Annotated in this window: 21 protein-coding genes; 12 read left to right on the top strand and 9 right to left on the bottom strand. The window is 71.2% G+C overall.

The features are described 5' to 3' along the window. Positions 1–15: 15 nt before the first annotated feature. Both ACFYO2_RS08605 and ACFYO2_RS08600 read left to right on the top strand, forming a co-directional pair. Complete coding sequence (locus ACFYO2_RS08605) at positions 16–1,533, top strand: glutamate-cysteine ligase family protein (protein WP_388345954.1); 1,518 nt, start codon at positions 16–18, stop codon at positions 1,531–1,533. 187 nt (positions 1,534–1,720) lie between these two features. Then, the gene (locus tag ACFYO2_RS08600; protein WP_388346096.1) at positions 1,721–2,521 is read left to right on the top strand and encodes a CPBP family intramembrane glutamic endopeptidase; all 801 of its coding nucleotides are present in this window, start codon (positions 1,721–1,723) and stop codon (positions 2,519–2,521) included. Positions 2,522–2,558: 37 nt separating this feature from the next. On the opposite strand, the gene ACFYO2_RS08595 is transcribed toward ACFYO2_RS08600, so the two are convergent. Both ACFYO2_RS08595 and ACFYO2_RS08590 read right to left on the bottom strand, forming a co-directional pair. After that, on the bottom strand, positions 2,559–3,368 hold the full coding sequence (locus tag ACFYO2_RS08595) for a PhzF family phenazine biosynthesis protein (protein WP_388345951.1): 810 nt from the start codon (positions 3,366–3,368) through the stop codon (positions 2,559–2,561). Positions 3,369–3,813: 445 nt separating this feature from the next. Beyond that, positions 3,814–4,302 (bottom strand): helix-turn-helix domain-containing protein, encoded by a 489-nt coding sequence (locus ACFYO2_RS08590; RefSeq protein ID WP_362084082.1) that lies wholly within the window; start codon positions 4,300–4,302, stop codon positions 3,814–3,816. 64 nt (positions 4,303–4,366) lie between these two features. Here ACFYO2_RS08590 and ACFYO2_RS08585 point away from each other — a divergent pair, with 64 nt between their 5' ends. Beyond that, positions 4,367–4,747 carry a 4-oxalocrotonate tautomerase family protein gene (locus ACFYO2_RS08585; RefSeq protein WP_388345948.1) on the top strand — a complete coding sequence of 127 codons (381 nt, stop codon included), beginning with the start codon at positions 4,367–4,369 and terminating at the stop codon, positions 4,745–4,747. Between the two features lie 513 nt (positions 4,748–5,260). Further along, the gene (locus ACFYO2_RS08580) at positions 5,261–5,887 is read left to right on the top strand and encodes a PadR family transcriptional regulator (protein WP_388345946.1); all 627 of its coding nucleotides are present in this window, start codon (positions 5,261–5,263) and stop codon (positions 5,885–5,887) included. A 162-nt stretch (positions 5,888–6,049) separates the two neighbouring features. Here ACFYO2_RS08580 and ACFYO2_RS08575 read toward each other — a convergent pair whose 3' ends face one another. Next, complete coding sequence (locus ACFYO2_RS08575; protein ID WP_388345944.1) at positions 6,050–6,478, bottom strand: SRPBCC family protein; 429 nt, start codon at positions 6,476–6,478, stop codon at positions 6,050–6,052. 313 nt (positions 6,479–6,791) lie between these two features. On the opposite strand from ACFYO2_RS08575, the gene ACFYO2_RS08570 reads away from it, so the two are divergent. The 3 genes from ACFYO2_RS08570 (at position 6,792) to ACFYO2_RS08560 (ending at position 9,555) form a co-directional block, all read left to right on the top strand. After that, positions 6,792–7,331: a Clp protease N-terminal domain-containing protein gene (locus ACFYO2_RS08570; protein ID WP_388345941.1), complete on the top strand. Its 540-nt coding sequence runs from the start codon at positions 6,792–6,794 to the stop codon at positions 7,329–7,331. Between the two features lie 75 nt (positions 7,332–7,406). Then, a complete protein-coding gene (locus tag ACFYO2_RS08565; protein ID WP_388345939.1) occupies positions 7,407–8,411 on the top strand; it encodes a DMT family transporter in 1,005 nt (334 codons plus the stop codon). Positions 8,412–8,598: 187 nt separating this feature from the next. Then, entirely contained in the window at positions 8,599–9,555 is a 957-nt protein-coding gene (locus ACFYO2_RS08560) for a DMT family transporter (RefSeq protein ID WP_388345936.1), read from the top strand. A gap of 38 nt (positions 9,556–9,593) precedes the next feature. Here the strand turns inward: ACFYO2_RS08560 and ACFYO2_RS08555 are convergent, their stop codons facing one another. Together ACFYO2_RS08555 and ACFYO2_RS08550 are read right to left on the bottom strand one after the other, a co-directional pair. Next, a complete protein-coding gene (locus ACFYO2_RS08555) occupies positions 9,594–10,226 on the bottom strand; it encodes an FMN-binding negative transcriptional regulator (protein WP_388345933.1) in 633 nt (210 codons plus the stop codon). Further along, positions 10,226–10,906, bottom strand: coding sequence for a pyridoxamine 5'-phosphate oxidase family protein (locus tag ACFYO2_RS08550; RefSeq protein WP_388345930.1), 681 nt, complete (start codon positions 10,904–10,906; stop codon positions 10,226–10,228). The genes ACFYO2_RS08555 and ACFYO2_RS08550 overlap by 1 nt, the downstream gene beginning before the upstream one ends. Before the next feature lie 35 nt (positions 10,907–10,941). Between ACFYO2_RS08550 and ACFYO2_RS08545 the strand changes: the two genes are divergently transcribed. Then, positions 10,942–12,273: an aminotransferase class I/II-fold pyridoxal phosphate-dependent enzyme gene (locus ACFYO2_RS08545; RefSeq protein ID WP_388345927.1), complete on the top strand. Its 1,332-nt coding sequence runs from the start codon at positions 10,942–10,944 to the stop codon at positions 12,271–12,273. Between the two features lie 83 nt (positions 12,274–12,356). Here the strand turns inward: ACFYO2_RS08545 and ACFYO2_RS08540 are convergent, their stop codons facing one another. Further along, positions 12,357–13,397, bottom strand: coding sequence for a DMT family transporter (locus ACFYO2_RS08540; RefSeq protein WP_388345924.1), 1,041 nt, complete (start codon positions 13,395–13,397; stop codon positions 12,357–12,359). A 74-nt stretch (positions 13,398–13,471) separates the two neighbouring features. On the opposite strand from ACFYO2_RS08540, the gene ACFYO2_RS08535 reads away from it, so the two are divergent. Then, positions 13,472–14,374, top strand: coding sequence for a LysR family transcriptional regulator (locus tag ACFYO2_RS08535; RefSeq protein WP_388345921.1), 903 nt, complete (start codon positions 13,472–13,474; stop codon positions 14,372–14,374). A 27-nt stretch (positions 14,375–14,401) separates the two neighbouring features. On the opposite strand, the gene ACFYO2_RS08530 is transcribed toward ACFYO2_RS08535, so the two are convergent. Next, entirely contained in the window at positions 14,402–14,869 is a 468-nt protein-coding gene (locus ACFYO2_RS08530) for a pyridoxamine 5'-phosphate oxidase family protein (protein WP_388345918.1), read from the bottom strand. A 138-nt stretch (positions 14,870–15,007) separates the two neighbouring features. Between ACFYO2_RS08530 and ACFYO2_RS08525 the strand changes: the two genes are divergently transcribed. Further along, the gene (locus tag ACFYO2_RS08525) at positions 15,008–15,658 is read left to right on the top strand and encodes a cysteine hydrolase (protein WP_388345915.1); all 651 of its coding nucleotides are present in this window, start codon (positions 15,008–15,010) and stop codon (positions 15,656–15,658) included. Positions 15,659–15,661: 3 nt separating this feature from the next. On the opposite strand, the gene ACFYO2_RS08520 is transcribed toward ACFYO2_RS08525, so the two are convergent. Then, positions 15,662–16,150, bottom strand: coding sequence for a Rieske (2Fe-2S) protein (locus tag ACFYO2_RS08520; protein ID WP_388345914.1), 489 nt, complete (start codon positions 16,148–16,150; stop codon positions 15,662–15,664). A 218-nt stretch (positions 16,151–16,368) separates the two neighbouring features. Here ACFYO2_RS08520 and ACFYO2_RS08515 point away from each other — a divergent pair, with 218 nt between their 5' ends. Together ACFYO2_RS08515 and ACFYO2_RS08510 are read left to right on the top strand one after the other, a co-directional pair. Continuing rightward, the gene (locus ACFYO2_RS08515; protein WP_388345911.1) at positions 16,369–17,133 is read left to right on the top strand and encodes a HipA family kinase; all 765 of its coding nucleotides are present in this window, start codon (positions 16,369–16,371) and stop codon (positions 17,131–17,133) included. Then, positions 17,130–17,546 (top strand): DUF3037 domain-containing protein, encoded by a 417-nt coding sequence (locus tag ACFYO2_RS08510; RefSeq protein WP_388345908.1) that lies wholly within the window; start codon positions 17,130–17,132, stop codon positions 17,544–17,546. Before ACFYO2_RS08515 ends, ACFYO2_RS08510 begins: the two co-directional genes overlap by 4 nt. Before the next feature lie 25 nt (positions 17,547–17,571). Here the strand turns inward: ACFYO2_RS08510 and ACFYO2_RS08505 are convergent, their stop codons facing one another. Continuing rightward, entirely contained in the window at positions 17,572–18,012 is a 441-nt protein-coding gene (locus ACFYO2_RS08505) for an excalibur calcium-binding protein (RefSeq protein WP_388345905.1), read from the bottom strand. Positions 18,013–18,239: the final 227 nt, after the last annotated feature.

The following is an 18,239-nucleotide window of genomic DNA, read 5'->3' as shown; positions in this document are numbered from 1 at the left end:
AGGAGGGACGCTCCGATGGGGGAGAAGGTCGTGGCAGGTCAGTTCGACCTCTCCGATCGCCAGCGCTACCGCGACAAGCTCCGCCGGAACCTGACGGGGCTGGAGCGACTCCTGGCCGAGAAGCGGTTCGATCGCCCGAAGAACCTCATGGGGCTGGAGATCGAACTGAATCTCACCGGTGCCGACGGTATGCCGAAAATGCTCAACGCGCAGGTGCTCGAACGCATCGCAAGTCGAGATTTCCAAACAGAACTCGCCATGTTCAACCTGGAAGTCAACATAGCCCCACACCGATTGGGCGGCCGGGTATTCGACCGTCTCGCAGAAGAACTCCGCACCTCGCTGGCATATGCCGACAGGAAAGCCGGCGAGCTCGACGCGGGAATCGTGATGATCGGTATTCTGCCGACCCTCGACCGGGACGACCTCGTCTCCTCCAACCTCTCCGACGTCGACCGCTACGCCCTGCTCAACGAGCAGATCGTGGCCGCCCGCGGCGAGGACTTCGCGCTCGACATCGACGGCGTGGAGCGCCTGACCTGCACCTCGAAGTCGATCGCGCCGGAAGCCGCCTGCACCTCGGTGCAGCTCCACCTCCAGGTCACCCCGGGCCGTTTCGCCGACGTGTGGAACGCCGCCCAGGCCGTCGCCGCCGCGCAGATAGCCGTCGGCGCCAACTCGCCGTTCCTGTTCGGCCGCGAGCTGTGGCGCGAGTCCCGTCCGCCGCTGTTCCAGCAGTCCACCGACACCCGCCCGCCCGAACTCCAGGCCCAGGGAGTGCGCCCGCGCACCTGGTTCGGCGAGCGGTGGATCTCCTCCGCGTACGACCTCTTCGAGGAGAACCTCCGCTACTACCCGGCCCTGCTGCCCATCTGCGACGAGGAGGACCCCCTGGAGGTCCTCGACGCGGGCGGCATCCCGAAGCTCGCCGAGCTCGTCCTGCACAACGGCACCGTCTACCGCTGGAACCGCCCGGTCTACGGCATCGCCGACGGCGTCCCGCACCTGCGCGTCGAGAACCGCGTGCTGCCCGCCGGCCCCACCATCACCGACGTCATCGCCAACGCGGCCTTCTACTACGGCCTCGTCCGCGCCCTCGCCGAGGACTCGCGGCCGGTGTGGAGCCGTCTGCCGTTCGAGGCGGCCGCCGCCAACTTCGACGCCGCGTGCCGGCACGGCATCGACGCCCGCCTCACCTGGCCCCGGCGCAGCCGGTACGGCGGCACCACCGAGGTCGACGCCGTCAGCCTCGTACGCGACGAACTGCTGCCGCTGGCCGAGGCCGGCCTCGACGCGTGGGGCGTCGAGGCCGCCGACCGGGACCTGTACCTCGGCGTCATCGAGGAGCGGTGCCGGCGCCGGGTCAACGGCGCGTCCTGGCAGTCCGCGACCTTCCACCGGGCCCTGGAGCGCGGTCTGTCCCGGGAGGCCGCGCTGGCCGCGACGACTCGGCGCTACTGCGAACTGATGCACAAGGGCGAGCCGGTGCATCTGTGGCCGGTGGGCCTGCCGGAGCCGGTGCTGCTGGGATGAGTTGAACTTCCCCTTCACGTAGCAGGACGTTGCCCGCTCCATGGGCGCCCGCTGTGCCGCCCGCGACGGTCAGGACGAGAACCGTGGCCGGGGCGACCGTACGGCGACGCACGCGTGGACGGGGGTCGCTGCGGCCCGCCTCATACTGATCGGGCAAGCTGTGACGTCCCACGAACTGGAGGCAGGTGTGCAGTCGGAGGCGGGCTCGGTGGCCGATTCCTTTCCCGAGGAGCGGCCCTCGCGGCCGATCCTCCGGGACGAGACCCTGCTCGTTCTGGGGCTTTCGCTCGGGGCCAGTGGTGTGTCCGCCCTGATCAGATTTGTCGGATCGGTCACCAAACCGGGCGGGCTCAAGGACCAGGCGGCCACCCTCAACGCGTCGGCCGCGCCCGGCCGTCCCTGGCTGGATCTGGCCTGGCAGCTGTTCGGGATCGCCTCGGCACTCGTGCCCGTCGCGCTGGTCGCGCACTTCCTGCTGCGTGAGGGACGGGGCCTGCGGACCCTCGGCTTCGACCGCACCCGCCCTTGGCCGGACCTCGGTCGCGGAGCCGCGGTCGCCGCGGTGATCGGCAGCACCGGAATCGCCTTCTACCTCGCCGCGCGCGGCCTCGGGTTCAACCTCACCGTGGTGCCCGAGGCGCTGCCCGAGGTGTGGTGGAAGTATCCGGTGCTGATCATGTCCGCGATGCAGAACGCGATCCTCGAAGAGGTCATCGTGGTGGGCTATCTGCTGCGGCGCCTCGGCCAGCTGGGCTGGACTCCCGGCACCGCGCTGGTGGCCAGTTCCGTACTGCGCGGCTCGTACCACCTCTACCAGGGCATCGGCGGCTTCGTCGGCAACATGGTGATGGGCGTGGTGTTCGTGTACCTGTACCGCCGCTGGGGCCGGGTGGGCCCCCTGGTGGTGGCACACTCCCTGCTCGACATCGGGGCGTTCGTGGGCTACGCGCTGCTGGCCGGCAAGGTGGGCTGGCTCCCGACGGCGTGAGCCACCGGCAGCGTGCCGTACGCCCGTGTCGACCTGACTAGGTCAGTAGCTCGCCCTCGATCACCGTCACCGCGCGGCCGGTCAGCAGGGTGCGGTCGCCGCGCAGTTCCGTACGGACGCGCCCGGAGCGCGGGGAGGCCTGGAGGCCGGTGAGGTCCGGGCGGCCGAGGCGCTCGGACCAGTAGGGGGCCAGGGCCGTGTGGGCGCTGCCGGTGACCGGGTCCTCGTCCACGCCGATGCGCGGGAAGAAGCAGCGGGAGACGAAGTCGTAGCCGCGGGTGGGGTCCTCGGCGCGGGCGGTGGCGATGATGCCGCGCTCGGAGTGGGCGACGAGGGCCTTGTGGTCGGGGGCGAGGGAGCGCACCGTCTTCTCGTCGGGGAGCTCGACGAGCAGGTCCCCGGTGTTCGGGCCGGTGTCGAAGGCGGTGAGCGGCTCGGCGCCGAGGGCCTCGGCGACGCCGTCCGGGAGCTCGACCGCAGTGAGCAGTGCGGTCGGGAAGTCCAGTGTGATCGAGCCGTCCTCGCGGGGGGTCGCGACGAGCACGCCGCTGCGCGTGGCGAATCGCACCGGGCCGTCGTGGGCGCCGGTGGTGTGCAGGACGTGGGCCGTGGCGAGCGTGGCGTGACCGCACAGGTCGACCTCGGCGGCGGGCGTGAACCAGCGCAGCGCCCAGTCGGCCTCGCCGCCCCCGGGCAACCGGTGGGCGAACGCCGTCTCGGCGTGGTTGACCTCGAGGGCGACGTTCTGGAGCCGGTCGTCCCCCGGAAAGGCGTCGAGGAGCAGGACTCCGGCCGGGTTGCCGGAGAAGGGGCGGTCGGTGAAGGCGTCGACGATTCTGATGCGCATGCCCCGACGCTAGGGGTCGCGTGGAGGCGGGGGCCAAGGCCAATCCTGGAGTATTGGACTGATTCGAGGGAAGCAGTGGCTCCTTCCGGGCGGCCGGCAGTGGCTGTTGGTTTGTCCTGTCTCAACGAAATTAGTCGTCCGCGCCTCGCTGATCTGCGTGGACTGCATTGGGTGAGACGCGGGGACTTGGTTCGTTGAGACAAATCTCGGGGGCCAGGACCGGACAGGCTGGGTGCTGTCCAGTCCCAGGTTGGGCTGCCGCTGTACTGGTCGGGCCGTCAGGCCCTGGCGCTGGCAACTTCTGAGCCGTCCATGTAGTCACGGACTCGCGTGTTCAGTCCGTTGCGGACATGGAGTATCAAGCGATCTCGAGGCGGGAAAATGTTGGTGAGAAGCGAGAGCGGCTGTGTCAGCAGGCCGCGCTGTGCCGACTCCGCCAAGCCTGCTAGCGCAGCTGCGCGTTCCGATGCTGGTCGCCCGCCTGCTCCAAGGCGGCTTCGTAGGCGTGCAGGGCGGTGATGACTGTGGCGCGTTCCGCGGGGTCGAGACCGCGCATGACGCATTCCCAGGCAGAGGCGCTGCCAGAAAGCCATTCGCCGATCGGTGCGGCGTAGGCGGGGGCGATGGCGATGATGCGGCGGCGGCGGTCGGCGGGATCGGCGGTGCGCTGCAGGACGCCCGGCCGTGACAGCTCGCTGACCATGAGGCTGACGGTCGTCGGGGCCACCTCCAGCCGAGCGGCCAGCTCGTTGATGCTGGTGGGGCCGTCGTACTCCAGGTGGGCCAGCAGCGCGAGGTGTCGCGGTGCCAGGTCCAGACCCTGGAGCGCCGGAGGTATGGGCAGACGCTTGGCGCGGCCCACGAGCCGTGGCATGAGCAACAGCAGGGTGCGGACGGCCTCATTGACGGCTGGACCGTCCGATTCCGTGGACATCAGCGACCTCTTCCAGATACCTTTAAAAACAAAGGCTTTGGATTCAAAGGGAACGAGGTCCACTATGCCGCATCTGACCGTCCACCTTCCAGAGACCAGGCTGACCGGGAACGAACCCATGCTCGTCGCCGCACTGACCGACGCTATCGTCGACGTCTATGGCGAATGGGCCCGCGACCTCGTAAGCGTCCGCCTGGCCGGTGTCCCCGCAGGCCGTTTCGCGCACGGTGGCAAGGCCGTGGACACAAACGCCTCGGTTATCTTGGGCGTCCGCGCCGGCGTCTTCGACCGCCCCGACGCCGCCCAGATCACCGCGCGCCTCGGCACCGCGCTCACCGACGCGATCACGCGCGTCGTCGGCGATGACCTCCGCGCCGGCACCATGGTCGAACTCGTGGCGTCACCGCCAGAACGTACCTTCGTCGGCGGCACCCTCACCGTGTGACCCTCCATCTCGGCCATTTCACGACCCGGCTGTACTCGGCTCAGCAGCGGTAGTAGGGGTGGAACGGGCTCCACCGTGTTTCCGCGTCGGCTTCATCGGGCTGGCGCGGTGGCGGAATCGTTTCGCGAGGGAAGAACGCGTCGTAGATCCTCGGGCTTCGATGGAAGGCGACGAACTTGTGGGTGGAGAAATGGTCCTCAACCCAATCGGGCCGTCACACAGTCCCGCAGCGGACGCCGACGACGCCCGTGCACCGAGTCCACGTACGACAACTCGACGCACGGCCCCGTCTGATCCACCCCAGTCGATACAGCCATCCAGCACCCCCCAGCGCACTCAACCGCGCGACTAGGTTTCTGAGACAGAAGCCCGAACGACTCGGTTCGTTGAGAAAACGACTCGATTGAGTGAGACGGGACAGTTGGTTCTTCGGCGTCGGGCCTTGCCGTGCGAACTGTTCCGATATATCGTTGAGGCATCGCGACAGATCAACGATGGAATGGAGTGATTGCGATGCGTTCCCACGGATTCGAACGTGGACATGGCGGTGGCGGTCGTCCGGGCGGCCGGGGCGGCGACGGTCGGCGGGGTGCTTTCGGGCCCTTCGGGCCGGGCGGTCCCGGTGGCGGTCCCGGCTTCGGCGGACCGGGCTTCGGACCGGGGCCCTGGGGGCCTCGAGGCCGAGGCGGACCGCGGGGGAGGGCGCGGCGCGGTGACGTGCGCGCGTCGATCCTGGCCCTGCTGAAGGACCGGCCCATGCACGGGTACGAGATGATCCAGGAGATCGCCGAGCGCAGTGGCGGGGCGTGGAAGCCCAGTCCCGGCTCGGTGTACCCCACCCTCCAGCTGCTGGAGGACGAGGGGCTGATCACCAGTGAGTCGGAGGGCGGCAAGAAGCTGTTCTCGCTCACCGATGCAGGCCGCACCGCGGCCGACGAAGGCCCCGAGGCACCCTGGGAGGAAGCCTCCCGCGGCGTCGACTGGGAGGCCCTCGGCGAGATCCGTCAGGCCGGCTTCGGTCTGATGGAGGCCTTCGGCCAGGTCTGGAAGACCGGCAGCAAGGAACAGCGCGACAAGGCGGTCGCCGTCATCAACGACGCCCGCAAGAGGCTGTACCTGATCCTCGCCGATGAGGACTGACGGCCGTACGGCAGTGACGTGGCGCCCCGTGGAGTGATCCGCGGGGCGCCTTCACGTTGACGAGCCGACGAACCGACGAGCCGACGGTTGGGCGGTTTCGCAGAGGCGGACAGCCGTATGGCCGTGGCCGTCAGCCCGTCAGCCCGTCAGCCCGTCAGCCCGTCAGCCCGTCAGTCCCGCCAGCTTGCGCAGCGACTCGTTCAGCGCGGCCGTCGCCGAGTCCTTGAGCTTGCCCGCCATCAGCGAGACGGCGGCGCCGGTGAACTCGCCGTCGATGCGGACCGTCGTGGCGTCGCCGTCGGGGGTGAGGGTGTAGCGCGTGGCGACGGTCACGGCCATCGGGCCCTTGCCGCGGATCGCGAGCAGCCGGGCCGGCCCCAGTTCCTCGATGGTCCACTCGACCTCGGCCGGGAACCCCATGAGCTTCATGTTCTCCTGGAATGTCGCGCCCACGGCGAGGGCCTTTGGGCCGCCCTTCGGGAAGCTGGTGTGGGTCGCGTTCCACTCGCCGTACGCCGACCAGTCGGTCAGCCGGGCCCAGACCTTCTCCGCAGGTGCGTCGATACGTGCCTCCGCGCTGACTTCGGCCATGCGACCACCTCTTCGTCTCGGGCTACGGTGTCGCGGAACGTAGCGGCAGAGCCCGCAACATTCAATACTGACGAACCGTCAGGAGTGCTGTGCGGGGCCAGTTCTTCAGCCCACTCGCCGTATCACCGCAGCGTCGAACAGATCCCACGCGCGCGGGAACGCGCGGCAAGGCGGCGCGCGCCTTTCGGGGCCGACGGGCGTGATCTCATCCGTAAGGAGGAGATTCCGGCCCCCGGGGTCCGCTTCCCGTGGGACGCGAAGATGCTTCCTTTCGCGGATGACCCAAGAGGGCGGGACTGATGGGGTAGGGGATGTGCAACCCCGTATCCCCCGGCAGTCGGCCCAAGAGCCCGGCGGCCGGCCCCCGGTCCCCACGGACAACGATGCCAGGCTCAGTGCCGAACTGGCAGCGGTGGTATCCGGTGCCCGTCGGCGGGCGGTCCGGGACGGGGACCGACAGATCGACACCGCCCATCTGCTGCACTCGCTTCTGGAGGGCGACCCCGAGGTACGGGAAATCTTCGACGCCGAACCGCAGTTCTCCCGCCTCCTCGGCTACCTCGTGCAGCGCAGCATCGGCTACGGGCTGCGCTGGCAGGGCACCGTCGAGGACTCCGGCGCCGTACCGGTCGTGACCGAGGCCGAAGGCTTCTCGCCGCTGGCCGCCGGGGCGATGGAGTACGCCTGCGCGCGCGCCGCCCGGCGCGGCGGCGGACCGGCCCGTGGCATCGACCTCCTCGCGGCGATCGTCGTGGACCCGCAGGCGCGCGCCGTCGAGGTGCTCGGCCGCGCCGGGATCGACGCGGGCGCGGTGTTCATGCAGGTGGACACCCGCTTCCAGCGGAGCGGCTGACGCAAGACGTACGGCGGTCCAGTCGCTGAGACAGGTGTCAAAGGGGATGACGCTCATGTCATCGCCTGTCATCATGTGCCGGTGCATACGTCTGAGAGCAGTCAGGGCAACCGTGGCAGGGGCGTCGGGCTCGGCCTCGCGCTCGCGTCCGCGCTCGCCTTCGGCGGATCCGGAGTGGCGGCCAAGCCGCTGATCGAGGCGGGCCTCGACCCGCTCCACGTGGTGTGGCTGCGGGTCGCGGGCGCGGCCCTGGTGATGCTTCCGGTCGCCGTGCGCCACCGCGCGCTGGTGCGCCGCCGTCCCGCACTGCTCGCCGGGTTCGGTCTGCTCGCCGTCGCCGGCGTCCAGGCCTGCTACTTCGCCGCGATCTCCCGGATACCCGTCGGAGTCGCCCTGCTCGTCGAGTACCTCGCGCCCGCCCTCGTGCTCGGCTGGGTGCGGTTCGTGCAGCGGCGTCCGGTGACCCGGGCCGCCGCGCTCGGCGTGGTCCTCGCGGTCGCCGGACTCGCCTGCGTCGTCGAGGTCTGGTCGGGCCTGAGCTTCGACGCCCTCGGTCTGCTCCTCGCGCTCTGCGCCGCCTGCTGCCAGGTCGGCTACTTCGTCCTGTCCGACCAGGGCAGCGATTCCGGCGAGGAGGCACCCGACCCGCTCGGCGTCATCGCCTACGGCCTGCTCGTCGGCACCGCCGTGCTGACCGTCGTGGCCCGCCCCTGGACCATGGACTGGTCCCTGCTCGCCCACAGCGCGGACATGGACGGCACCCCGGTTGCCGCAGGTCTGCTGCTGGCCTGGATCGTGCTCGTCGCCACGGTCCTCGCCTACGTCACCGGCGTGGTCTCGGTGCGCCGGCTCTCCCCGCAGGTCGCCGGTGTCGTGGCGTGCCTCGAAGCGGTCATCGCCACCGTCCTCGCCTGGGTGCTGCTCGGCGAGCACCTCTCGGCGCCGCAGCTCATCGGTGGCGCGGTGGTCCTGGCGGGCGCGTTCATCGCGCAGTCGTCGGCGCCCGCCAAGGGCTCCGCGGAACCGGTGGCGAGCGGCGGCACGGAAAGGGAGTTGTCCGCACGCGGAAACAAGACCTAGGCTCCCGATCATGCATTCCCACCGCATCGTTCTTCCGCCGCCGGCCGCCTGAGGCGGGCCATCCGGAGACCTTGCCCGGCGGATCGCCGGGCGGAACGGTGCTGCCCGCAGACGAAGTCCGTGGACCCCGCCCAGCGGTGTCCTTTCCCGAACTTCAGCGCGAGTTGCGCATCTGCGGAGAGAACGCGTGTCGAATGCTGCTTCCGGCCTGCCCATCGGGCGAGGCCTTCTCTACCTGATCGTCGCCGGTGTCGCCTGGGGCACCGCCGGTGCTGCGGCCTCCCTGGCCTACGGGGCCAGTGACATCGGGCCCGTCGCCCTGTCCTTCTGGCGCTGCACGGCCGGCCTCGTGCTGCTGCTCGCCGCCCGCCTGCTGCGAACGGGCGGCACGCGGACGGCCGTACGGGAACCGCTCGGTCGCAAGGTGCGGCGGGCCGGTGTCACGGGTGTCGGTCTGGCCCTGTTCCAGACGGCCTACTTCGCGTCCGTCGAGGCCACCGGACTCGCCGTGGCCACCGTCGTCACCCTCGGCGCCGGTCCCGTGCTCGTCGCGCTCGGGGCGCGGCTGACCCTGGGGGAGCGGCTCGGGCGGGGCGGGGCGCTCGCCGTCGTCGGGGCGCTCGCCGGGCTCGGGGTGCTGATGCTCGGAGGACTCGGCGGAGGGGACGCGTCGGTACGCCCCTGGGGCGTACTGTTCGGGCTGGTGTCGGCGGGCGGGTGCTGTGTGATGACGCTGGTCCTACGGGTGCGGGGCCGGGACGGCGGTGCGGACGCCGCCAGTACGTCCGTGTGGACGTTCGGCGTCACCAGCCTGTGCCTGCTGCCGTTCGCCCTGGCCGAGGGACTGGTGCCGCACACCACCGAACCAGGCCTGCTCCTGGGGCTGCTGGCCTACATCGCGGCCGTCCCGACGGCCCTCGCCTATGCCCTCTACTTCGCGGCCGCGGCCGTCGTCCGGTCCACCACCGTGTCCGTGATCATGCTGCTGGAGCCGGTGGGAGCGGCGGTCCTCGCCGTGGCGCTGCTCGGTGAGCGGCTCACCGCGACCACGCTGGCCGGCACCCTGCTGATGCTCGGGTCGGTCGCCGGACTCGCGGTGGCGGAAGCGCGGGGCGCGGCGGACGGGGAAGCGGTGCTCGTGTGACGCGAGGGGCCCTTCCTGAAGGAAGGGCCCCTGGCAGCTCACGTTCCGCGCCTGTCCAGCAGGTGCCCGCGCGCCGCCGCGTCCCGCGGACCGCTCCGGTCCGCGAGGCCGGCCGCGATGCGGTCCTGGACCTCCGCGGGCCGGTGCCCCGCGTACTTGAACTTCGCCCGTACGGCGACCACGTCGAGCCGCAGCCCGCGGATCCCGGACAGCAGCCTGCCGTACGGTGCCTCGCCCACCGCCGCCCGTGCGGAGCCGCCCTCCGGCTGGAAGTGGCCGACCTGCCGGTTGAGGAGCGCGGCCTTCTCGGCCGGGTCGTCCACGACGTGGGCGGTGCAGCGGAGTTGGACCGCCGCGTACAGGCTCGTCGGCGTGCCGTGCTCGGAGGGGCCATCCGGCGGTGCCTGCCAGGGGCCGGGGACGTACACATAGTCGTCGACCACGCTCAGCAGGACCCCGGGATTCGCCTCCAGGGCCTCCCACAGGGGGTTCGGACGGGCCAGGTGCGTGAGCACTTCGCCGCGCTCGGCGTCGTAGGCGAAGTGCAGGGGCTGGACGTACGGCGGCTCGCCCGGAAGGCCGTTGACGGCCAGCTGCCCGAAGTCGTGGACGGCCAGCCAGCGTTGCCACTCGGAGTCGTCGCGGGGCGCGTCCCAGGGATGGATCAGCATCACAGGGCCTCGAGGTAGCCCGGGACCTCGGTGCCGGGGGCCAGGCCGGCGTCGGCGACGGGAGTTTCGTAGCCCTTGCGCAGCGGGACGACGCCGGCCCAGTGCGGGAGGGCGAGATCCTCGGGCTCGTCGTTGACACCGCCGGTGCGGAGCTTGGCGGAGACCTCGTCGAGGTCGAGGCGGATCACGGCGGTGGCGGCGAACTCCTTCCGGTTGGCCGGCCGCGAGTCGCGGGACCGGCCCGGTACGACGTGGTCGACCAGCGCGTCCAGGGCCACCCGCTTCTCCTCGGGGTCCGTCACGTCGTGGGCGATGCCGTGCACGACGACCGACCGGTAGTTGATCGAGTGATGGAAGGCCGAGCGGGCCAGGATCAGCGCGTCGACGTGCGTGACCGTCAGGCACACCGGGAGCCCGGGGTCGGCCTGTCCGGTCATCCGCAGCGGGCGCGACCCCGTCGAGCCGTGGACGTAGAGCCGCTCGCCGACCCGGCCGTACAGCGTGGGCAGCACGACCGGCGCGCCGTCACGGACGAAGCCCAGGTGGCAGACGTAGGCCTCGTCGAGTATCGCGTGCACCAACTCCTTGTCGTACGAGGCCTTGTGCGCGGCGCGCGTGGGGACGGTGCGGTCGGTCGGGGCGTAGGCGGCGGGCGTCGTGGTCTGCTGGGTCCCCTGCATTGCGCTCTCCATTGCACTAGTGCATAATTGGCTTTGTGCTAGGAGATTACCGGATCGAAGGCCGGCGTGCAGCGGAGATTTCGGCGAGCATCGAGCAGGCGGTGGGTGCCGGTGAGCTGGCGCCCGGGCAACTGCTGCCCCCGATGCGGGAGTTGGCGCTCGATCTGGGTGTGAATCCCAATACCGTCGCGGCCGCCTATCGCACCTTGCGCGAGCGCGGGGTCATCGAGACCGCCGGGCGCCGGGGCAGTCGGGTGCGGCCCAAGCCGGCCACCACCGGGCGTGAGCACATTCGCGCGGACGTACCCGAGGGGGTGCGGAACGTGTCGAACGGCAACCCGGACCCGGCCCTTTTGCCCTCCCTGGCGCAGGCTTTCGCGGCGGCCGCCGAGCAGAGTGACCGGCAGCCGGTGATGTACGGAGAGGCTCCCGTGGAGCCGGAGTTGGCGCGGCTCGCACGGGCCGCATTGCACGCCGACGGGGTGCCGGACGGACCCCTGGCCGTCGTGTCGGGATCGCTGGACGCCATCGAGCGGGTCCTCGCCGTCCACCTCAAGCCGGGGGACACCGTCGCCGTGGAGGACCCGGGCTGGGGCAGTCTGCTCGACCTCGTGCCGGCCCTCGGCCTGCGCACCGCCCCCGTGCGCGTCGACGACGAGGGGCCGCTCCCGGACGACGTGCGCGGTGCCCTGGCGGCCGGGGCGCGCGCCCTGATCGTCACCGACCGGGCGCAGAACCCCACGGGTGCCGTGGTGAGCGCCACGCGCGCACGTGCCCTGCGGTCCGTCCTCCGGGAGCATCCGGAAACCCTGCTGATCGAGGACGACCACGGCCACGGAATCGTCGACCAGCCCCTGCACCCCCTCGCGGGCGTCACCCGCGGCTGGGCCTTCGTACGCTCGGTCGCCAAGGCGTACGGCCCCGACCTGCGGCTCGCCGTGCTCACCGGGGACGCCGTCACCGTCGACCGGGTGCGCGGGCGGCAGCGGCTCGGGCCCGGCTGGGTCAGCCGTATCACCCAGGGGGCCGTGCTGCGGCTGTGGGCCGACGGCGCGCTGGACACACCGGCGGTGGCGGCGGCCTACCGGGCACGCCGGGACCTGCTGATCGACGCGCTCGCGGCCCGCGGCGTCGAGGCCCACGGGCGCTCCGGCCTGAACGTGTGGATCCCCGTACCCGACGAGACCGGAGCCGTCGCACGGCTGCTGCACTCCGGGTGGGCCGTCGCCCCCGGCGCCCGCTTCCGGATGAGCGCACCGCCCGGCATCCGTGTCACCGTCTCGACACTCGACGCCGACGAGACCGGACCGCTGGCGGACGCGGTCGCCTCCGCCGTCGGTCCGGCCCCGGTGCGGAGTTACGTCTAGGGCCTGTCGTTTGGATCAGGTCGCAGGGACCCGACGGCACCCTGCCAGACCCCGCGTCTGCGGCGTGATCCGAACGACAGGCCCTAGGAGCCGGCCTCGGTGAGGGGGCGCGCGGAGCTGCCCTGACTGCCGCGGCTGTCGGCCGCGGATCCGGGCGCGGGCGCAGACTCGGACGCCGCATCCGCGAGGCCGCCGCCCCGCTTCGGCCTGACCTGCGTCAGCGCCGCCCCCGCCAGCACGATCGCCGCCCCGACCGGTGTGGACCAGCTCAGCGACTCGCCGAGGATCGCGACGCCGGCGGCGGTGGCGATGACCGGGATGAAGTAGGTGACCATCTGGGCCGTCGTCGGGCCGACCTCGGCGACCAGGCCGTACTGGAGGAGGACCGCGAGGCCCGTGCCGAGGGCGCCCAGGGCCGCGATCGCCAGCAGGGGAGTGATCGCGAAGTTGGTCGGAAGGCTGGTGAACAGCGGGGTGACGACCGCCAGTTGGAGGGTGGCCAGCAGCAGCTGGGCCCCGGTCAGCGACAGGTTCGAGTGGCCGGCGCCGGCCAGGGTGCGACGGACGTAGATCCAGCCGACCGGGTAACTGAGCGAGGCCAGGAGAGCCATCGCCGTGCCCGTGGCGTCCAGGCCGTGGAAGCCCTGCCAGGCGCCGAGGACCGTCAGGACGCCCAGGAAGCCGAGGCCGAGACCGGCGACCCTGACCCGGGTCGGCCGGTCCTCGGAGAGGGCGACCAGGGACAGGGCCATGCCCCACAGCGGCGAGGTCGCGTTGCAGATGCCCGCGAGCGTGGAGGGGATCGTCAGCTCGGAGTAGGCGAAGAGCGAGAAGGGCAGCGCGTTCAGGAAGAACGCGGCGACGGTCAGATGCGCCCAGGTCCGCGCGCCGCGTGGGAGCCGCTCCCGCCGCACGGCCATCGCGGCGGCGAGCACCGCCGTGCCGAAGACCAGGCGGCCGAGCGTGACCTGGAAGGGGGCGTAGCCCTCGGTGCCCACCTTGATGAGCAGGAAGCTGAAGCCCCAGATCAGCGAGAGGGCGCCGAAGCGCAGGCGCCAGTCGGGGGCGGGGCGGGGGCGGGAGGTGGTCCGGATCCCGGTGCGGGTGGCGGTGACGGTGCTCATGGGGACAACGATGGCGCCTACAACCTCGTAGCACAATCGAGATTTCTCACGCGGTATCTCGTAGTATTGCTTACATGTTGAACCTGGAGCGCCTGCGCACCCTCGACGCCCTTGCACGGCACGGCTCGGTGAGCGGTGCCGCCGAGGGTCTGCACATCACGACGTCGGCCGTCTCCCAGCAGATGTCCAAGCTGGAGCGGGAGGTCGACCAGCAGCTCCTCGCCAAGAACGGGCGGGGGGTGCGGCTCACAGACGCCGGCCGGCTGCTCGCCGAGCACGCGGCGCGCATCCTGTCGCAGGTCGAACTCGCCCAGTCCGACCTGGAGGCCCAGCGCGGACAGGTCGTCGGCGAGCTCAGACTGTCGGCGTTCCCGACGGCCGCACGCGGACTGTTCCCCACCGCGCTCGCCGCCCTGCGCGCACAGCACCCGGCCCTGCGGATCCGCTCCTTGGAGCTCGAACCCGAGAACGGCATCGCCGGAGTGATCCGCGGTGACCTCGACCTCGCCGTCGTCCTCGACTGGTACAACAAGCCGATGCCGCTGCCCGACGGCCTGGTCAAGGCGCCGATCCTGGACGACCCCGCCGACGTGGCGCTGCCGGCCGGCCACCGGCTCGCGGACCGCGACGAGGTGGACCTCGCCGAGTTCGCCGAGGACGAGTGGATCACCTGGGGCGAGGGCGAGTTCTGCCACGAGTGGCTGATGTTCACACTGCGCTCCAAGGGCATCGAGCCGATCGTCGGCCACCGTGCCGCCGAGACCCACACCCAACTCGGGCTGGTCTCCGCCGGGTTGGGGGTGTGCATCGTCCCCCTGCTGGGGCGGCACCCGATGCCCCCCGAGGTCGTCACCGTCCCGCTGAAGCAGCGGGTGCGCCGGCATGTGTACGTCGTCTGGCGCGCGGACGCCGACCGCCGCCCGTCGATCCGGGCGGCGGTCAAGGCACTCAAGACGGCGGCCGAGAAGCTGGGTTGAGCTCCAGCGGCCGAGGAGCCGGACCGGCTACTGCGACCCCAGTTTGCGGAAGTCCCAGGAGACGATCTTCTCCGGGGTCAGCCGGATCCAGGCGTGCCGGCCGTCGTGCGGCATTTCGTCGAGGCGGAAGTTCTTGCGGGCGAACAGGGTCTCGGGCAGGTCGAGTTCCGCGCACAGCTCCCCGATGCGCGGGGCCTCGCCCACGAAATCCACGGTGCCGGACAGCTCGACGCCGCGCAGTTCGTCGTACTCCTCGCCCGTGTCCACCACGATGGCGACGCGTGGATCGCGCCGCAGATCGGTCCACCGCTTGCTGCGCACGACCGAGTAGAGCCACATCGACGTGCCGTCCCAGGCGAACCAGAGCGTGCTCACGTGCGGGGCGCCGGTCGCGGACACGGTGGCGACCCGGCAGGTGCGCTGGCTGGTGAGGAACTCGTCCAGCTCACCGGATGTCATCATGATCTTCCGGCCCCGGCGCTGAGTGGCGGTCATGCGGCCCCCTCTTTCTCTCACGTCGTGTCAGAGGAGATCCTCTGACATCACGTCAGAAAAGGATGGGTCGTCTTCCGTCCCCGCGCAATGGTGGCTAGTCTCGCCCCGCCTCCACCCCTTCGGCGACCAGGGGAAGCCGTGCCGTCGTACGAACAGCTCAGTGAGCTTCTCGACCCCGCGACCACCGTCCTGCTCACCGTCGAGTGCCAGCAGGGCGTCGTCGGACCCGACAGCGCCCTGCCCGAACTCGCCGAGGAGGCAAGCACGTCGGGGGCCCTCGCCAACGTCGCCCGGCTGGTCGCCGCCGCTCACCGGGGCGGCGTTCAGGTGATCCACGCGATCGCCGAGCGCCGCCCCGACGGCCGCGGCGCCAGCCGCAACGCCCGCCTCTTCCGCGCCGCCGAACGGCTGCCCGTCCAGCAGCTGTCCGGCACCACCGCGGTGCGCCTGGCCGCGCCGATCGAGGTCGCCGAGGAGGACCTCGTCGTACGACGGCTGCACGGGCTGTCGCCGATCCAGGGCACCGAGGTCGACGCCCTGCTGCGCAACCTGGGCTGCCGCACGCTGATCGTGACCGGGGTCTCGGCCAACGTGGCGATCCCCAACGCCGTCTTCGACGCCGTGAACCGCGGCTACACCGCCCTCGTGCCGACGGACGCCATCGCGGGGGTGCCCTCCGACTACACCCCCGCGATGATCCGCAACACCCTCGCATTGGTCGCCACGGTCGCGACCACGGACGAGGTGCTGGCCTGCGTCAGCCGGCAGCGCCGTACGGTCCGGCGCTGACGGTCACGCGAGGGTGATCGAGTCCCCGCTCACGGCTATCTGCATCTCGGGCAGCGGCTTCTTCGCCGGACCGCTCTTCACACTGCCGTCGGTGATCGAGAAGTTGCTGTTGTGACAGGGGCAGTTGATGACGCCGTCGGCGACGCTCTTCACCGCGCAGCCCTGGTGGGTGCAGGTGGCCGAGAACGCCTTGAACTCGCCCGCCGTCGGCTGCGTGACCACCACCTTCTGGTCGGCGAAGACCTTCCCGCCGCCCTCGGGGATGTCGGCGGTCGACGCGAGCGCCGTGCCGCCCCCGGCGTTGCCGTCGGCCGAACCGTCGCCGGTGGGACTGCTGCTGCCGGACGAGTCGGCGGGGGCGGACGAGCTCGACGAGTCGTCGTCCGAGCCGCCGCACGCGGTCAGCGCGACGGCGAGCCCAGCCGCTCCGGCCGCCGCCACGACGGTACGACGGCCCGGCCCCGAGGTGGACTTGAACGATGCGCTGGTCATGGTGCGCTTCCCTTCGGAAGGTTGCGTGATCTGCCGACAGGTACGGTCGGCGCAGATCGCCTGTTCAGACGACGTCGAAATCTTGACCTGCTCTCGATGAGCGGTGGGTAAAGCGGCGCTGTCGGTTCGCTGTCCGGCCCTGTCGGTTTCCTGTCCGAGCGGCGCACCGCCGCCCGGGCCGCCTCCGATGCCCGTCCACACGTCGGTAATCTGGGGCGATGCTCAAGGAAGTCATCGCGACCCGCTACATCACGCCCCTGCGTGAGGGAGGCTCGCTGCCGGGGCTCGTCGAGGCCGACGACTTCGGGACGTACGTCATGAAGTTCACCGGCGCGGGACAGGGCCGCAAGACACTCGTCGCCGAGGTCGTCTGCGGTGAGCTCGCCCGTCGGCTGGGGCTGCGGGTGCCACGGTTGGTGACGGTCGAGCTCGACCCGGTGCTGGGGCTCGGTGAACCCGACGAGGAGGTGCAGGAACTGCTCAAGTCCAGCGGCGGCACCAACCTCGGCATGGACTTCCTCTCCGGCGCTCTCGGCTTCGACCCGCTCGCGTTCACGGTGAGCCCCGAGGAGGCCGGGCGGATCGTCTGGTTCGACGCGCTGGTGAACAACGTCGACCGTTCTTGGCGCAACCCCAACCTGCTGATGTGGCAGGGCGATGTGTGGCTCATCGACCACGGCGCGACCATGATCTGGCACCACAACTGGTCCGGCGCCGAGGCCTCGGCGGTCCGCCCGTACGACGCCTCCGACCACGTGCTCACGTCCTTCGCGCCGGACGTCGCCGGGGCGGCCGCCGCGCTCGCGCCTCAGGTCACCGAGGAGTTCTTGGCCGAGGTCACCGCGAAGATCCCGGACGCGTGGCTGTCGGACGAGCCCGGGTTCGACACACTGGACGACCTCCGTCGGGCCTACGCGCGTCCGCTGGCCGCGCGCGCCGCCGTCGTCCACGACCGCATCAACGGCATCGAGGGAAGCAAGTGAGCGAGCGCCACTTCATCAGGGGGAGCGAGCGCAACGAGCGGGACGTCTTCGAGTACGCGCTGCTGCGCGTCGTACCCCGCATCGAGCGCGGCGAGTGCATCAACGCCGGGGTGCTGGTCTACTGCCGCGCCAAGTCGTACGTCGGTGCGCGCACCCACCTCGACGAGGCGCGGCTCCTCGCCCTGGATCCGGAGGCGGACGTGGCCGGCGTAAGGGCCGCCCTGCGAGCCGTCGAAGGTGTCTGCACGGGCGGCGACGCGGCAGGTCAGGCCGCTCGCGACGACGCCGGGCGGCGCTTTCGCTGGCTGATCGCGCCCCGCTCGACGGTCGTCCAGCCGGGGCCCGTGCACACCGGACTGACCACCGACCCGGCCGCGGAGACCGACCGGCTCCTCGGCCTGCTGGTGCGGTGACGGAGCCGACGCCGTGTGCCGGCCGTCAGGCCCGACGTCGTTTCACCACATAGCCGGTGGCGAGGACGCCGCCGGCCACGAAGGCCAGGCCGATTCCGGTGGCCCACCCGCTCGGACCGGAGGCCGACGCCCCACCCAGCCCGCCGCGCACGCCCTGCGTCGGGGTGACGGCCGCCGGAGTCGCGGGAGTGACGGCCGCCGGAGTCGAGGGACTGACGGGAGCGGCGGTCGAGGAGATGACGGGGGCGCCGCGCCGGGGCAGTGCCTCGCAGGCGATGCCGTCGTCCGCGCCCTGATCCTCGTCGAGTCGGTTCGGATCGGTGGGGTTCGAGTCGAACACGGCCTGCGCCTCCTCCTGGTAGGTGAAGTCGCGGCAGTCCAGATCCTGGGCGTGAGCGATGTCGGCCAACGGCACTATCGCGGTGATCGCGATCAGCGTGCCGGCGGCACCGGTACGACGGCGCATCGAGCGCCTCCTTTCCGGCCACGAGTGGCCCGCGCTCCGACGCTATGGGCCATGTGGCGCAGGGGCGCGCGGCGCTGGGCCGATCGGGTGCCCCTGACGGGCACCGGTGCGGGACGATGGCGGCGGGCGCGGCCTGCCCGGGGTCGGCCGCACAGGTAATGGATCACACCGGGCTCGTGTGACGTTGACACCGGGTGCCAGGGCTTCTAGCGTCACGTCTGCTGAAG

The sequence above is a fragment of the Streptomyces sp. NPDC006602 genome, assembly GCF_042870385.1.
Taxonomy (GTDB): Bacteria; Actinomycetota; Actinomycetes; order Streptomycetales; family Streptomycetaceae; genus Streptomyces.
This window is presented reverse-complemented; position numbering and strand designations above follow the sequence as displayed.

Excerpts from the sequence above, each read along its gene's own strand:
- ACFYO2_RS08605 (WP_388345954.1), top strand. The coding sequence starts at position 16 with ATGGGGGAGAAGGTCGTGGCAGGTCAGTTCGACCTCTCCGATCGCCAG.
- ACFYO2_RS08595 (WP_388345951.1), bottom strand. The coding sequence starts at position 3,368 with ATGCGCATCAGAATCGTCGACGCCTTCACCGACCGCCCCTTCTCCGGC.
- ACFYO2_RS08590 (WP_362084082.1), bottom strand. The coding sequence starts at position 4,302 with ATGTCCACGGAATCGGACGGTCCAGCCGTCAATGAGGCCGTCCGCACC.
- ACFYO2_RS08585 (WP_388345948.1), top strand. The coding sequence starts at position 4,367 with ATGCCGCATCTGACCGTCCACCTTCCAGAGACCAGGCTGACCGGGAAC.
- ACFYO2_RS08580 (WP_388345946.1), top strand. The coding sequence starts at position 5,261 with ATGCGTTCCCACGGATTCGAACGTGGACATGGCGGTGGCGGTCGTCCG.
- ACFYO2_RS08575 (WP_388345944.1), bottom strand. The coding sequence starts at position 6,478 with ATGGCCGAAGTCAGCGCGGAGGCACGTATCGACGCACCTGCGGAGAAG.
- ACFYO2_RS08555 (WP_388345933.1), bottom strand. The coding sequence starts at position 10,226 with ATGCTGATCCATCCCTGGGACGCGCCCCGCGACGACTCCGAGTGGCAA.
- ACFYO2_RS08550 (WP_388345930.1), bottom strand. The coding sequence starts at position 10,906 with ATGCAGGGGACCCAGCAGACCACGACGCCCGCCGCCTACGCCCCGACC.
- ACFYO2_RS08540 (WP_388345924.1), bottom strand. The coding sequence starts at position 13,397 with ATGAGCACCGTCACCGCCACCCGCACCGGGATCCGGACCACCTCCCGC.
- ACFYO2_RS08535 (WP_388345921.1), top strand. The coding sequence starts at position 13,472 with ATGTTGAACCTGGAGCGCCTGCGCACCCTCGACGCCCTTGCACGGCAC.
- ACFYO2_RS08530 (WP_388345918.1), bottom strand. The coding sequence starts at position 14,869 with ATGACCGCCACTCAGCGCCGGGGCCGGAAGATCATGATGACATCCGGT.
- ACFYO2_RS08520 (WP_388345914.1), bottom strand. The coding sequence starts at position 16,150 with ATGACCAGCGCATCGTTCAAGTCCACCTCGGGGCCGGGCCGTCGTACC.
- ACFYO2_RS08515 (WP_388345911.1), top strand. The coding sequence starts at position 16,369 with ATGCTCAAGGAAGTCATCGCGACCCGCTACATCACGCCCCTGCGTGAG.
- ACFYO2_RS08505 (WP_388345905.1), bottom strand. The coding sequence starts at position 18,012 with ATGCGCCGTCGTACCGGTGCCGCCGGCACGCTGATCGCGATCACCGCG.